The sequence below is a fragment of the Paenibacillus sp. CECT 9249 genome, from assembly GCF_918697855.1.
Taxonomy (GTDB): Bacteria; Bacillota; Bacilli; order Paenibacillales; family Paenibacillaceae; genus MSJ-34.
In genome coordinates this window covers 18,275-32,288 of sequence record NZ_CAKKLI010000038.1, presented here as the reverse complement: position 1 = coordinate 32,288, position 14,014 = coordinate 18,275, and the positions used below count along the sequence as shown (strand labels likewise).

At 52.0% G+C, this 14,014-nt stretch carries 14 protein-coding genes; 3 read left to right on the top strand and 11 right to left on the bottom strand.

Annotation, left to right across the window (positions count from 1 at the left end; genetic code table 11):
• Position 1 precedes the first annotated feature (1 nt).
• Genes LQ229_RS20560 through LQ229_RS20550 form a run of 3 tightly spaced genes read right to left on the bottom strand, consistent with a single transcriptional unit; the run spans position 2 to position 4,296 of the window.
• Positions 2-1,756 carry an ABC transporter transmembrane domain-containing protein gene (locus LQ229_RS20560; RefSeq protein ID WP_216538101.1) on the bottom strand — a complete coding sequence of 585 codons (1,755 nt, stop codon included), beginning with the start codon at positions 1,754-1,756 and terminating at the stop codon, positions 2-4.
• A gap of 37 nt (positions 1,757-1,793) precedes the next feature.
• Positions 1,794-2,420 (bottom strand): TVP38/TMEM64 family protein, encoded by a 627-nt coding sequence (locus LQ229_RS20555; RefSeq protein ID WP_216538100.1) that lies wholly within the window; start codon positions 2,418-2,420, stop codon positions 1,794-1,796.
• Between the two features lie 37 nt (positions 2,421-2,457).
• A complete protein-coding gene (locus LQ229_RS20550; RefSeq protein WP_216538099.1) occupies positions 2,458-4,296 on the bottom strand; it encodes an ABC transporter substrate-binding protein in 1,839 nt (612 codons plus the stop codon).
• Between the two features lie 100 nt (positions 4,297-4,396).
• Here LQ229_RS20550 and LQ229_RS20545 point away from each other — a divergent pair, with 100 nt between their 5' ends.
• A complete protein-coding gene (locus tag LQ229_RS20545; RefSeq protein ID WP_216538098.1) occupies positions 4,397-4,594 on the top strand; it encodes a hypothetical protein in 198 nt (65 codons plus the stop codon).
• 56 nt (positions 4,595-4,650) lie between these two features.
• Here the strand turns inward: LQ229_RS20545 and LQ229_RS20540 are convergent, their stop codons facing one another.
• Positions 4,651-5,325, bottom strand: coding sequence for an SOS response-associated peptidase (locus tag LQ229_RS20540; protein WP_230192748.1), 675 nt, complete (start codon positions 5,323-5,325; stop codon positions 4,651-4,653).
• A gap of 145 nt (positions 5,326-5,470) precedes the next feature.
• On the opposite strand from LQ229_RS20540, the gene LQ229_RS20535 reads away from it, so the two are divergent.
• Entirely contained in the window at positions 5,471-7,627 is a 2,157-nt protein-coding gene (locus tag LQ229_RS20535; protein WP_216538096.1) for a UvrD-helicase domain-containing protein, read from the top strand.
• A gap of 68 nt (positions 7,628-7,695) precedes the next feature.
• Here LQ229_RS20535 and LQ229_RS20530 read toward each other — a convergent pair whose 3' ends face one another.
• From LQ229_RS20530 to LQ229_RS20500, 7 genes are all read right to left on the bottom strand, one after another.
• Entirely contained in the window at positions 7,696-8,028 is a 333-nt protein-coding gene (locus LQ229_RS20530) for a spore coat protein (RefSeq protein ID WP_216538095.1), read from the bottom strand.
• 21 nt (positions 8,029-8,049) lie between these two features.
• Positions 8,050-8,292: a hypothetical protein gene (locus LQ229_RS20525; protein WP_230192747.1), complete on the bottom strand. Its 243-nt coding sequence runs from the start codon at positions 8,290-8,292 to the stop codon at positions 8,050-8,052.
• Between the two features lie 21 nt (positions 8,293-8,313).
• Positions 8,314-9,318, bottom strand: a complete 1,005-nt coding sequence (locus tag LQ229_RS20520) for a D-glycerate dehydrogenase (RefSeq protein WP_230192746.1) — start codon at positions 9,316-9,318, stop codon at positions 8,314-8,316.
• Between the two features lie 105 nt (positions 9,319-9,423).
• Positions 9,424-10,758 (bottom strand): extracellular solute-binding protein, encoded by a 1,335-nt coding sequence (locus LQ229_RS20515; RefSeq protein WP_230192745.1) that lies wholly within the window; start codon positions 10,756-10,758, stop codon positions 9,424-9,426.
• A complete protein-coding gene (locus tag LQ229_RS20510) occupies positions 10,755-12,293 on the bottom strand; it encodes an extracellular solute-binding protein (RefSeq protein WP_230192744.1) in 1,539 nt (512 codons plus the stop codon). Before LQ229_RS20510 ends, LQ229_RS20515 begins: the two co-directional genes overlap by 4 nt.
• A complete protein-coding gene (locus tag LQ229_RS20505; protein ID WP_230192743.1) occupies positions 12,290-12,874 on the bottom strand; it encodes a sigma-70 family RNA polymerase sigma factor in 585 nt (194 codons plus the stop codon). Before LQ229_RS20505 ends, LQ229_RS20510 begins: the two co-directional genes overlap by 4 nt.
• Positions 12,875-12,976: 102 nt before the next feature.
• Positions 12,977-13,279, bottom strand: a complete 303-nt coding sequence (locus LQ229_RS20500; protein WP_230192742.1) for a hypothetical protein — start codon at positions 13,277-13,279, stop codon at positions 12,977-12,979.
• A 229-nt stretch (positions 13,280-13,508) separates the two neighbouring features.
• Here LQ229_RS20500 and LQ229_RS20495 point away from each other — a divergent pair, with 229 nt between their 5' ends.
• The gene (locus LQ229_RS20495) at positions 13,509-13,988 is read left to right on the top strand and encodes a PCYCGC domain-containing protein (protein WP_230192741.1); all 480 of its coding nucleotides are present in this window, start codon (positions 13,509-13,511) and stop codon (positions 13,986-13,988) included.
• Positions 13,989-14,014 lie beyond the last annotated feature (26 nt).

The window sequence follows — 14,014 nt, the reverse complement described above, 5'->3', positions numbered from 1 at the left end:
GTCACGCCCCCCCTTCCGCTACGCTTGATTCCAATTGCTGTCTCATATACATGTCGTAATATTTGCCTCGCGCTTCCATTAATTGCGCGTGCGTGCCTCTTTCGGCGATTTCGCCCCGCTCCAGCACGACGATCAAATCGGCGTGCTCGATTGCGCTTAACCGGTGAGCCGAGATCAGAGTCGTTTTATTGCGCCGGTTTTGCTCCAGCTCTTGCAGAATGCCGCTTTCCGTCTTCGCGTCGACCGCGGAGAGCGCATCGTCAAGCATCAGAATATGCGGATTCGCCAGAAACGCCCTGGCGATTGAAATCCGCTGCTTCTGCCCGCCCGACAACGTTACGCCGCGTTCGCCGACCATCGTGCCGTAGCCGTCCGGAAACTGAACAATATCGTCATGAATGCAAGCCGCGCGCGCGGCAGCCTGAATTTCCTCCAGGCTCGCGTCAGGTTTGCCGAATGCGATATTCTCCGCAATCGTGGCCGAGAACAGAAAATGATCCTGCGGCACATAGCCGATCGCGGCGCGCAGCGCCTCGAGTTTGACATCGTATATCGATGTGCCGCCGATCATGATGTCGCCGTTCTCCGAGCCGAGGTCGAATTCGCGCAAGAGCAACCGAAGCAGCGTCGTCTTCCCGCTTCCCGTTCTTCCAACGATGCCAAGCGTCCGCCCTTCCGGCAAGCTGAAGCGGATATCCCGCAGCGCCGCGATTTGTTGCTCCGGGTACGAATAAGAAGAAATATGGTAGATGACATCGCCGGCGGGAACTTCCGCGCTCGCGCCTTCGCGATCGGCGATATCCGGCTTCTTCGCAAGCAAGGAAGAAATACGGTCATAGGAAGCGCGTCCCCGCTCGACGATGTTGAACAGCAATCCGAAGGCGAGCATCGGCCAAATCAACTGTCCCAAATAAATCGTAAATGTCGTCAATTCCCCTAACGACATTTGTCCGCGCACGACGAACACGGCGCCGAACCCGACAGCGAGCATAAACGAGATGCCGACGATCAGCGAGATGGTCGGGTCGAACAAGGAGTCGATCTTGGCGACGGCAATATTTTTGCGAACGACATCGGCCGACAGGTCGCCAAACGATCGTTTCTCCGCTTCCTCCTGTCCGAACGCTTTAATGACGCGAACCCCGGAGACGTTCTCTTGCACTTTATCGTTCAAATCGGAAAACGCGGCCTGCGCATGATGAAAGTGCCGATGCAGCAGCGTGCCGAAATAGCTTGTCGCCCAGGCCATAAACGGCATCGGCAACAAGACGATGAGCGTCAGGCGCCAATCGATGACCGCCATCATGACGGCGACGAGACCGCCCATCGTGATCGAGTCGACAAGCGTCAAAATGCCTTCCCCCGCCGTCGTTTCCACTGCCTGCACATCGTTTGTGGAATGCGCCATCATGTCGCCGATTCTCCGTTTATGATAAAACCGCGGCGACATTTTCGTAAAATGTTCGTACAACCGGTTTCGCAGCAGCCTGCCGAGCCGCAGCGCGGAGCCGAAGATCAATACCCGCCAAATGTAGCGGAACCAGTAAGCGAGCCAAGCGATCGCAAAGATAAACAACGCCCACTTCAACAATATTTCGGGCGTCAGCGACTTCGTTTGAATGGAGTCGACGATGACGCCCACGATATACGGCGGAAGCAAATTGATGGCGGATACGAGAACGAGGAAAATGACGCCGATCCCGTAGCTTTTTTTCTCCATCCGGAAAAACCACATCAAATCTCGAAAAATTCCCATAGAAAACTCCTTTGCTCAAAATAGAATGATACTCGTTCTATCCTTGCGCTTCCGATCGAGTCTCTAGTTCTTGCCGCGTCAACCGGCTCTCTATCTTTTTGCACAAAAACCAGGAAACGAACAAAAAGAGCAGCACGTAAACGATTTTTTCCGGATAGCGGATAAATTGCGAAATGTCGTGTCCGATCAGCGAGACGGTAAATACCATAATCGCTTTCCCGAACACAATGGCGACGAGAAACGATCGCGCCGACATCTTCGCCACGGCCGCGGCGGCATTGACAAGCACAAACGGACCGACCGGGAAAATGCTAAGCACAAACACGTAGCTGAACGCATTGCGGCGAATCCAGACCATACTTTTTTGCACTTTCGGCTTCCGGGACCAGCGTTCGATGAAGCGATGGCCCGCAATTTTCCGAATGATGAGAAAAGATGCAAGACAGCCGGCGACGATGCCGATCCAAGAATAGAGAAATCCGAGCCAAAGGCCATAAGCGGCGGCATTGGCCCCCACCAGCACGATCGTCGGCAACGGCGGCACGAACGATTTCAGAAACGTCAGCAGAATGCCCGGGAGCGGACCGTAGGACCGGTATTGCTCCAGCCACATGAAAATATTTTGTTCCGTAAAGACAGATTTGAAATCTATATCTATAAGCATAGGCTAAGCCCCCTTATGATAGAGCCGATAACGATGATCATTGCGATTCTTCCGAATAATAGATCCACGGTTCCTTCATGCCCGGTTGAAACCAAACTTTGGTGAAATCGATCCAGCCGTTCGGGTTTAATCTTACGCCGCGCATCATCGGATTGAACATGATTTGCTGCGTGCGATGCAATAGGAACAGCACTTCATGGCTATCCCGGATCAGCGATTCGATTCTTTGAATGTTGCGAACGCGTCCGCTATGTTCCGGTTCTTGCAATATTTTGTCGGCGAGGCGGTCCAACTTCCGCATTAAAGGCTCGGACAAGTGAGCTCTAATCGAAGAAGGAGACTGATACATATCCAAAAACGAAAGGTCGATATCTTCCCAGGCGACGATGCCGAACAACGAAAGATCGGCCTCCCGCAACCGGTCGGAGCGGAACATTTCCGCTACCGGCAGCACGACGATTTCGATTTGAATGCCCGCTTCGGCGCACTGCCGCTGCAGCCAACGTCCCGACGGCTCATGCCAAGCCGTCAAATGCAACTGCAGCGTTTCTCCCTTATAATCGGCGCTGCGCAGCAGCACTTTCGCGAGCTCCCTATCGAATGCGGGATCTTCTCCCCCCTCCTCGGCCTGTGCCAGAAACCCTTGGGCCGGAAAAGCGGGACGTTCGCCGCCGATATAGGCCGCCATTCCATCCCGGTCGATGGCATGATGAACCGCTTGGCGGAAGCAAGGATGCTGATGCGGCCCCGGCTTTTTCATATTGAAAGTCAATAGATTGCAGCCGGTTTCCAGCCGCGATTCGGCCTTCCAATCCGCGGAAGGCGGAATAATGTTGCGGTTGCCATGGCTAACGAGCAGATGCATTTCCTTCTTTGTCTGTTCCGAGATCGAGATTTCCTCCGGGACGGCCCAAATGTCGATCCGATCCAATTGGGAGCGGCCGAGGAAATAATCCGGAAACGCCTCCAGAACGCAGTTGTATTCATCGTAATGCTTCACCCGGTACGGGCCGGTCCCGATCGGTTTCCATGTTCCCGCCTCTTCGCCGCCGCGCTCCGCTTCCGGTACGATTGCCATTTCCGATGAAGCCAGAAATCGCAAAAACAAATAATTGGGCGAGCGTAATTGGATTTGCAGCGCATACGGATCGAAGATTCGCAGCTCGCATATGAGGTTGAACAGCCAACTGCTCGGCAAATCAAATCTATGTTTGCTGCGGGACAAGGAATAAGCCACGTCTCTTGCCTGCAGCTCTTTCCCGGAATGAAACCGAATCCCTTTGCGCAAATATAACGTCCACAAGGTTCGTTCCTCATTGACCTCCCAATGATAAGCAATATGCGGCAGTACCGTGCGTTTCTGTGGATCATAGCGGACGAGCGTATCGAAAATATGATTGACTAACGACTGATCGATCGCATATTGCACCTCTACCGGATTGAGGGTTGTGATTTTGCGGGGAACGGGAAAACGCAAAATATCGAGCTTCTTGCCGTCCTCATGCAGTTCTTCGTATCCGAAATGATCCGTCATCCAACCGGCAAAATACGCTTTGGCCGCTTCGCCGACATCCGGCAGCCGAATCAATTCCATTGCCGCTTTAATATTGCCGCGCGCTAGCAGCGATTTCATTTCCCGAACGATCAACTCGTCTGCCGACACCAGCAGCGTAAGCTGCGAACGGTTTCCTCTGCCTCTTCCCGCCGTCCAGCAAATCCAACCGGCATGCTCCATTTTCTTCAATATGAAACGTACGTTGCGCAAAGAACAATAAAGCACGTTCGCCAATTGTTCCAGCGTAACCGGAATTTCTTCTTTCACGCTGTCGGAAGACAGGTTGACGTATAATTGATGATATTGAATCAATAATTGCATTGGCCTCACCACCTAAAAGGGGAAATATATAAACTAACTATACCATTTTTATGCCACTTTTATCATGATACATTGAATGTAACAAAAAGGAAATGAAAAAATGGTGGTGAGAAACGTCATGCTGCAACATCCTTACTTTATAGAAAAAAACGCCGAGTTCGAGCGTCATGAGATCGATCGTCTGGATCGTTCCGGATGGTTTCGCGTAATGGCGAGCCTCCCGAAGATTCGCCGGCAGACGCAAAAAAAGAGATTACCGGCTGCCAAGCCGCAACAATTGCGCTCGCCAAACCGATAATCTCCCTTGCATATAAAGGAGGGATCTGCACATCCGCATCCCTCCGATCCGTCTCTTCACTCTTTCACCCAAGCCAGGTTAACGTCCATCTTCTCCACGCATTCGGAATTATCCTGCCATTCGTTGCTGACGATCGGCGAGACCGGATAAGCAAGCATTTGAGAAACGTCGTACGATTTCATCAAAGAATGCAAATGCCGTTTGTCCGTGATTCCGGTGTCGAGCCATTCCTCCATGGCGTCCCGTTCCAAGATGACCGGCATTCTCCGGTCGAATTCCCGAATGAGCGGGTTCGGATCCGTCGTCAAAATCGTGAATGTGCGAAATTCCTCTTTGCGCGTATCTCTCCATACTTCGTAAAATCCTGCAATGCCGAATACGTTGCCGCTGCGCATAACGACCCGTACCGGATAACGTTTCCTGCCCACTTCCTTCCAGTAATACATCCCGCTGCAAGGAATGACGCAGCGCTGCCGGTCCACCATCTTGCGGTAGGCCGGATTTTCCTCGACCGAGCGAAAGTCGGCGTTGATCGCATCCCGGCCCCAAAAAGGGAAGAAGCCCCAACGATACGAATCCAAACAGCGTTCTCCCCGTTCTGACAACACAACGGACACTTCCTGCGTCGGAGCGATATTATACCTGTTTTTATAATGAACCATCACTTTATCGATTTGAAAATATTGTTGGATTTCCTCCAAATCGGCCGTCAACGAAAATCTTCTGCACATAGCTCCACCTTCCTTCCACCATATCGTCCCATTTTTTTGAAAAATTATGCGTCTCTATCGGAATTCATTGCTTTTCATTGGCAGATATGATATATTATTTACTCTTTTCAGACAAAGAGGAAAAATTCTTAGGAGGTAACTGAAAGTGAACGACACGTTTCAAAGTGCCTATCAAGAAGAGTTGCATCGACTTGAAGAAACGAAGCAAGAAATCGACCGCCAATTGCAACGATTGCGGAATATCCCCGTTTATGCCGGACCCGATTTTACGGAACAAATGCTGGAAGAGAACCGGGAAATGCGGCGGAACCGGCTTGCCAAAGCGTACAACGAGCCTTATTTCGGCCGCATCGATTTCCAGGCTTCGGACCAGAATCGGACCGCACCGCTCTATATCGGCAAAATCGGCGTCAACCGGAGCGGGAACGAAGAGGAGGACGAGAGCGGCAACCCGCTCGTCATCGATTGGCGCGCGCCGATCGCCAGCCTGTTCTACTCGTTTACGGGAGGCGACGGTCCCGCCGCCTATCAGGCACCGGAAGGCATCATCGAAGGGCTCGTCTCTTTAAAGCGAAACCTGGTCATTCGCGAACGGGTCTTGCAGCGGGTTGTAGACACCTATAACCGGGAAAGCGATCAACCCGCCGTATCGGACGAATTTCTGTTGTACCGGTTGGGCGAAAATAAGGATAACCGGCTGCGGGATATCGTCTCTACCATTCAAGCGGAACAGGATTCGATCATTCGCGCCGCCAAGAATACGGCTTTAATGATTCAAGGGGTGGCGGGAAGCGGCAAGACGACGGTCGCGCTGCATCGGCTCGCCTACTTGTTGTATCAATACCAGGAACAGGTTCGGGCGGAGAAAATGATCATTTTCGCACCGAACGATATGTTCCTCGACTATATTTCCGACGTACTGCCCGAACTGGGCGTCGGCAATATTCAACAGCGGACGTTTGCGGATTGGGCGATGGAATTGCTCGAACCGGACGCGTCGCTCGCGGATCCGGCGGAACGGCATGCCTATTGGTTCGGATCTCCGGACCGCCGTCCCGAATTGAACGATTCGGTATCCGGCCGCTACAAAGGCTCGATTCGTTTCCGTACGTTGATCGATCGATGCTTGGCCTGCGCCGAGGAGCGCGCCGTTCCGGAGGCCGACTATTCCCCTTGGGACGGAGCCGTATTGCCCTATGCGACGATCCGGGAATGGTTCCATACGGAGTATAAGCATTACGCGCTCGCCAAACGCAAAGAACGCGTCATGGCGAGAATCGCGCGTTGGACGGAAATGGAGCTCAAAAACGAACAATCGAAAGCGGAGCTGAAGGAAAAGAAGAAAAAGTCGGCGCAGCGCATCAAGGCATATGCGAAAAAATGGCCCGAGCTCGACGCTTTTTCTTTTTATAAGGCCATTTTTACGGATCATAAACGGAGCGGCGATTGGCCGGAGGAAAGGTCGGGGCTCATTCCCGCGGCCGTTTGGGAAGAGACCGGCAAAGCGCTGCGGAATAAACGGATTCAGACGGAAGATTTGGCGGCGCTGTTATATATTCATGTCGAGTTACACGGCATTTCCGGCGATGCGCAATTCGATCATATCGTCATCGACGAGGCTCAAGACTTCTCTCCTTTTCAAATCGCCGTATTGGATCGTTTCGTGCGCAATCACTCCTTTACGATATTAGGAGATTTGTCGCAAGGCATTCATGCCTATCAGGGCATCCATCATTGGAGCGAGATGCAGTCCCTGTTTCAAGAAAGCGAGACCGCCTACTTCTCCTTGACCCGAAGCTATCGCTCGACGATGGAGATTATCGAATTTGCCAATACGATATTATCGCGCGGAGTCGGAACCGACCTGCTCGCCGTTCCGGTATTCCGGAGCGGGCGGCAAGTGCAGCTCATTCGCGCCGGCGCCGAACGGAGGCCGGAACTGATCAGGGATGCGCTCGAACAATTTCGCCGGGAACAATACAATACGGCAGCGCTGCTGACGAGGACGCTGCAGGAAGCGAAGGAGCTTTACGCCCTCCTGCAGACGATGGGGCAAGACGCACATCTAATCGACGGGAGCGAGAGCGAATACCGCGGGGGCGTATCCGTCCTGCCCGTCTATTTGTCCAAAGGTCTGGAGTTCGATGCCGTCATCGTGATGGACGCCGACGCGCATCGTTACCGGGACGGGGCCATCGACGCCAAATTGCTGTACGTCGGCTGCACCCGCGCGCTTCACGAATTGCGGATCGTATACGACGGACAGTTGACGCCTTTTATCGATCCCGGCTTTGCCGGTTAAACGAATCCGGCAATATAAAACCGCGCAAGCTTGCCGCATCGATCGCGGCTGCCTGCGCGGTTTGTCCGTTATGGCGTAAACGTCGGAAATTGGGTTTTATAATCGGTGAACTGCTTATGCGCCTGGGCAATTTCCTGTTGATCGGCGGCTTTCATTTTGTACCAGCCTTTTTGAAACATCATGTCGAACAACTGGAATTGACATGTATGCGTATCGTTCAATATTCCTTGCACCGCTTCATGCAGCTTCGGATTCTGCATTTCATTCAACCCTACGCTATAGCCCGAACATAAATATTTTTCCTGTGCCAACAAATCGTTGATCAAATCGCGGTCATTCATTTCCGGGCCTTTTACTTGCGGAAGTTGGCCGGATTGGGGCATTGCAATTTGCGTCGCCATTTGAGTCTCTCCTTTGTCTTCTTATTGTAAATGCGCGAGCAGCGTGTCGTAATGCTGCTGATGCTTCTGGCCGGCTTGCATCATGAGCGTCTTCATTTGCGGATCGGTGCAGCGATTTGCATTGTCATTGCATTTTTTCATCGCGAGCAGCTCCCAAGATAAGAAGTCTTTCAAATAAAGCAATTCCTTCTCCGACAATTGGTTTCGATTGGGCGTCATTTGGGGCTGATTTTGCCCGGACTGCTGAGTTTGCAACGTTGTCATTCCTCCCGTAATCGTAATCAATTATAAATTGCCCATTTGCGCGCGTTTTAGCCAAACATCTTCATTGATTAAACTCGGCGGCTTCGTCCCTTGAATGCCGCAGAGCAAGTTTTGGGCAGCCAATTTTTGCATTTCCAATCGTGTGTCGTAGGTAGCCGAACCGATATGGGGCAGTGTAACGGCATGATCCATCTCGAGCAGCGGATGCGGAGGCCCGAGCGGCTCTTTTTCGTAGACGTCCAGGCCGGCCGCAGCGATGCGCCCGCTTTCCAATGCGCGAACGAGCGCATGCTCGTCCACGTTTTTCCCTCGGGAACCGTTGACGAATACCGCCGTTTTTTTCATCAGATCAAATTCCTTCTCGCCGATCAAGACTCCCGCTTCCGGCGAGTAAGGCGCCATAAGGCAAACAAAGTCCGATTGACCGAGCAATTCGGGCATCGAAGTATAAACTGCGCCGATTTCCGCCTCGACCGCTTCGTTGCGCGAACGGTTATAATAGAGCACCGGCATGCGAAATCCGAGTTTCGCCCTTCTGGCGACGGCCGCGCCGATCCGCCCCATTCCGATGATTCCGAGCGTTTTCCCGTAAACGTCCAGTCCGAACCGTTCCTTGCCGATCGATTTGTTCCAGTTGCCTTCCTTCACATACCGGTCCAGCTCCGGTATTCTGCGCGCGGCGGCAAGCATGAGACCGAATATTAGATCCGCCGTAGTCTCCGTGAGCACATCGGGAGTATTGGTAGCCATAACGCCATGCGCGGTCATATCTACAATATTCAAATTTTCATATCCTACGCTAATATTGCTGACAACGCGAAGATTGGGCGCTTCGCGCAGCAAGGCGGCGTCAACCGGAAAGCCCGAGCCGATGATGCCTTCGATTTGCGGCAGGCATGCCGCCAATTGTTGCCCAAAATCGGGAGCGGCCCGCCGCAACGACACGATGTCGCAAACTTCGGCTATCGATTGATAGACAGGCGGCTCCAATTTGCTGATGACGAGCACTTGCGGTTTTCGTTTCACGATAGAACACTCCTAACCGTATCTCATGGATATAATAAAACCCACATACATGGTATGTGGGAAAATTATAACATATTTCCGGACAACCCGACGCGGGCGAGCGGGTCATTTGGCGGCTTCTTTCTCGATCCACGCTTCGTCCAGACGCTTTTGCCCTTCCGATTGCAAATATTCCAGCGCCGCTTCGACGGACTTCTTGCCTTGGACGACTTCCGCAATTTGCTCGTTCAATAGATCATCGAACGGGAACGTTACACTTTGGAAAGCTTGCACTTCGAAATCGCCCGTTTGCAATTTGTAGAATGGATCCAAATTCGGGTCGTCCTGCACTCTGCCGTCGATCCGGGTGGTAAGCGTATGGCCGATTTTCGAATGCACGCGCGCATATTCCTCGCTCATGAAATATCGGATCGCTTCCCAGGCCGTATCCTTGTTCTCGCCTTGTTCCGTGATGGCAAGCACCGGGTATACGTCGTAATCGGTCGCCCGCGTCGGATTCGCCGGATCGACCGGTTCCGTTACGACTCCCCAATCGAATTTTTTCCCGCTCAGCCTCCCGATTAACGAAGTGCCGTCTACCGTCATAGCGGCTTTGCCTTCGGCAAACAAATCCATCTGCGCAATATGCTCGGGACCGTAAACCGTAACATCCCCTTTCTTATCGCCCTGGACCATTTGCGGCTGGAAATCGCCGCGTTTCAATGCGTCGATCACCAATTGAAAGATTTGCCGCCACGATTCCGTGTCGATCGTTACTTGCTTCTGATCGGCGCTAAGATACGACAGACGATGAGTATATGCGATGCGGCGAACCAAATCGTAAGGCGTCTGCAGGAACATTTCATGATAACCGAAGAACACATCGTCATTCGTTTTGCGTGCGGAGAACCGCTCCGCCGTACGAATGACTTCTTCCCAAGTCATACCGTCATGCGGGTATTCAACGCCGTATTCGTCGAACAAACTTTTATTGTAAAATAATGCTTTCGTGTTGAATTCCGGATTGAGTCCGTACAGCTTGCCTTGATCGTTCGTTCTGAGCCACTCGATCGCCAGCGGATGAAGCACGGCATCCTTCAAGTCCCTCTCCGCAAGCGGCGTCATATCGTAGAGCATCTCCTGCTGCACGAGATACGGGTATTGGAAGGCCGACAGAAACAACAGGTCGGGCTTCTGCTCGCGCACAATGCTTGCCAGCGCTTCGTTCGAGTTCACGACGCCCGCGCCGTATATGCCTTCCGTCGGCACGATCTCGATCTTTACGTTTGGAAATTTCGCTTCGAAATAATCGCCATAGCTATTGTAGAAATATTCTTCTTTCTGGAAAGCGATTTTCAGCGTCTTTTTCTCCTGCGGCGCCGGCTGTTTCGAACCGCAACCGGCCACTGAAATCGAAATAGCCAATAAAACGAGCAAACTGATTACCCCATATCTTCTCATGGCGCAGTCACCTCCGTTTTCCCGGATCCCGAGTCGGCGAGCAGCAGCTTGTTTCCTTGCTCTATTGCTGCCGCGATCGCTTCCTCCACCGTTTTTTCCCCTTTTGCGGCGCTTTGAGCTTCTTTGGCGGCCGTCTCGTATAACGTGCGATGCCAAGTTTTCGCAGATTCCGCATCGGTAAATCGGGCGACATCGGGTTCCAACGAGAAGAAAGCGTCCAAATATTCCAACATCTCTTCTCTCATCGCGTCTTTGCGCGCAAATAGCGGTTCACGGGCGGAATCTTTGGCGGATCTGCCCGTCATGTTTTCCTCGCTGTTAATATACTTCACCAATTCCCAGGCGGCGCGGGTCTGGTCGGACTTGGCATTCACCGCATAGATCGTATCGAACGAGAAAGTCGTCGCGCGGTTGCGATTTTGAGGATCGACCGGTTCCGTAACGACTCCCCAGCGGAACGAAGGCAGACCGGCTTCCCGGGCGCCAAATTTCATGTCGCTGATCAGGCTGAATGAACTATTCGACATGGCCGCTTGGCCCGATAGAAACGGATTGGATTTCATGTAATCATTCATCATAATCGTTCCGTTCGGCCGCGGAGGAGCTTCGTATATATACCCGGCCTGCATCCCTTTCACTACGGCGCGCCAAATGCCCGTCCACGCTTCGCTATCCATAACGACAGCCGTTCCTTCGCGATTCGTCATCGACAGCCCTTGCGTATTTCCGATCTCGCTGATCAGATCGAAAGGCGATGGGTACGAGCCGTAGCTGTAGCCGTACACTTTGTCCTCCCCTTCGCCCTCGGCGGGAAACCGCGCGGCAAGCTGCAGCACTTCATCCCAAGTCATGCGATCCGTCGGGTAATCGATTCCGTACCGGTCGAATAAATCTTTGTTGTAAAACAACCCTTTCGCATAAACTTGCGGCGCCAATCCGTACAAGCTCCCGTCCCCCAATTGCCGCAGCAGACGGATGGCGTTCTCATGGAACGATTCGAGCGGAAACTGTTCCTGCTTGATGACGTCGTCTAGCTTATATAGATTTCCATCCAGCGCCAACTCGCGATACAAGTTCGGACTTAGCGCGAGCACATCCGGCTGTTCGCGATCCAGCCATTCGATGAAATCCGGGCCGGACAAGCCTGCGGGGGCAGAGACAACGCGGATGTTCGTATTCGGAAACTTGATCATAAACGCCCGGCCGAAATTGCTCATAAACGAATTTTCATGAAAATACATCACTTTAAGCGAAATTTCCTTCTCAAGATCCATTTCCTGCAGCGCCTTCTTGTCGGAAGATGAGAACATCGCCGTCACAAAATCGGTTACCTTCTCTTTCTGGAATATACCGATTGCGATGCAAAGCAAGAGCACAGATATGCCCGCAACCATGAACGGCTTATGCCATGTTTTTTTCTTTCGCTCCATTCCTGCACGCTCCTCGATTTGTTTCATTAATTTTTGAGAAAACCCGCCATGATTCAGAGGCAAAGTGGAAAGCTTCTTTTCCCAATCCGGACCAATCCGATTCATAACAACATTCCTCCCATCGTTCCCGGCTCCGCTTGCTCCATCATTTTTGAAACTTTGGCCCTTGCCCGGAACAGCCTCGATTTGACCGTTCCCTCCGACAATTGCAAGAGCGCCGCGATTTCCGCGATCGATAGCTGATGATGCGCATACAGAAGCAGCACTTCGCGCAGCTTGAGCGGAAGCTTCAATACGATTTCCCATAACGCTTTCGTTTCCGTATCAGCCAGAACTTCGGCTTCGGCGGACGGATGCTTCCCGAAACCGAGCAGCTTCTCCGTTAACGTCACTTTCTTCTTCCAGGCCGAGCGCCAATAATCGCGCACCGTGTTCCGGACGATACTCAAAATCCACGTCTTTATGCTTGATCCCCCGCGGTACGTATGTATCTTTTCGTATACTTTCAGAAACGTATCCTGGGAAATGTCGTCGCTCAAGTCGGCCTGTTTCGTTAGAAAAAACGCATAGTTCCACACATCATTGCCGTAATCGACCATTAAATCGTGCAATACCGCATTTTTGTCCATTCCGTACGTCATCGTTTTTAAGAAGTCAAAATCCACTTTATTCACCTCATCACTCATTGGACGAATCAAACCGCGAAAGGTTCCCTTCGCACACAAAAAAAACCGAAAATACCCTATAACGGATATTTCGGTTTTCAAGATATCGATATTTACGAGCGGTTACAGTTGCGGGTCTTTCGGCATGAAGTTGGAAATGATGGATCTGAGATGCGGATCTTGAGGCGCGTCGGGTTCTTGCCCCATATCGAATTTCGTCACGCGAATCGAATACCGCTCGGAAGGCGAGACAGGCTTAAATGTATATTTATCCTCATTATCAACGCTCACATTCAAATCCATCGCTCTGAACATATCCACCAACTGCGCGACGCTCGGTTTGCTTCCTTTGTCGACATCCACCAGCCCTCTTAGCGAGCTTGGCTTCCCATTGCGCACGAGTTCGAAATGAACGATGCATTCCATGGTTGAACAACTCCTAACTATAGTTTGTCGTAATATTATATACGTTACTGACGAGGAGCGCTATGACATTTGTCACATCGCGAGCAAGTTCCTTGCCGTTCCATATTTGAACATCCGATGAACTTTCAGGGACAAACTACCAATTTGCGCCGGAACATGCTTAAATATTAATGGGATCTTATCTTTTGCACCATTCTAGAAAAGGCTTCAATATTCATTGTAGGAGGTTATGATGAAACGGATCTTTCTCACAATAGCAAGCTTGGCAAGCGCGGTGCTTCTGCTGGCCGCATGTTCGGCCAAACAGGAGAGCAATGTGCATCATTTGCCGAACGGCGATTTGCAGGAGACGACGGCATCCGTCGCCGTGGCGCCCGAGTTTCTGAACGGGCAGCCCGAAGTCGTTCAACAAGCATACCGGTACGCCGCCGAGAACGAAGAGTTGCTGCAATGGATTCCGTGTTATTGCGGCTGCGGACAAAGCGCCGGGCATCGGAACAATTTGAATTGCTTCGTTAAGGAAATCCGGGAAGACGGCGGCGTCGTTTGGGACGATCATGGAACGCGCTGCAACGTTTGCGTCGAAATTGCCGCCACTTCTGCCCAAATGCAACATGAAGGCAAGACGGCGCAAGAAATTCGCGACTATGTCGATCAAACGTACAAGTCCGGCTATGCGGAGCCGACTCCGACACCTATGCCCTCTTAATCTTCGATAGCCGGCGGAAACGGCGG

Bases quoted from the DNA above. Each gene is read 5' to 3' on its own strand.
- LQ229_RS20555 (WP_216538100.1), bottom strand. From the start codon at position 2,420: ATGCTTATAGATATAGATTTCAAATCTGTCTTTACGGAACAAAATATT.
- LQ229_RS20505 (WP_230192743.1), bottom strand. From the start codon at position 12,874: ATGAGTGATGAGGTGAATAAAGTGGATTTTGACTTCTTAAAAACGATG.
- LQ229_RS20550 (WP_216538099.1), bottom strand. From the start codon at position 4,296: ATGCAATTATTGATTCAATATCATCAATTATACGTCAACCTGTCTTCC.
- LQ229_RS20500 (WP_230192742.1), bottom strand. From the start codon at position 13,279: ATGGAATGCATCGTTCATTTCGAACTCGTGCGCAATGGGAAGCCAAGC.
- LQ229_RS20530 (WP_216538095.1), bottom strand. From the start codon at position 8,028: ATGGCGACGCAAATTGCAATGCCCCAATCCGGCCAACTTCCGCAAGTA.
- LQ229_RS20515 (WP_230192745.1), bottom strand. From the start codon at position 10,758: ATGAGAAGATATGGGGTAATCAGTTTGCTCGTTTTATTGGCTATTTCG.
- LQ229_RS20510 (WP_230192744.1), bottom strand. From the start codon at position 12,293: ATGAATCGGATTGGTCCGGATTGGGAAAAGAAGCTTTCCACTTTGCCT.
- LQ229_RS20540 (WP_230192748.1), bottom strand. From the start codon at position 5,325: ATGTGCAGAAGATTTTCGTTGACGGCCGATTTGGAGGAAATCCAACAA.
- LQ229_RS20525 (WP_230192747.1), bottom strand. From the start codon at position 8,292: ATGACAACGTTGCAAACTCAGCAGTCCGGGCAAAATCAGCCCCAAATG.
- LQ229_RS20560 (WP_216538101.1), bottom strand. From the start codon at position 1,756: ATGGGAATTTTTCGAGATTTGATGTGGTTTTTCCGGATGGAGAAAAAA.
- LQ229_RS20495 (WP_230192741.1), top strand. From the start codon at position 13,509: ATGATGAAACGGATCTTTCTCACAATAGCAAGCTTGGCAAGCGCGGTG.
- LQ229_RS20545 (WP_216538098.1), top strand. From the start codon at position 4,397: ATGGTGGTGAGAAACGTCATGCTGCAACATCCTTACTTTATAGAAAAA.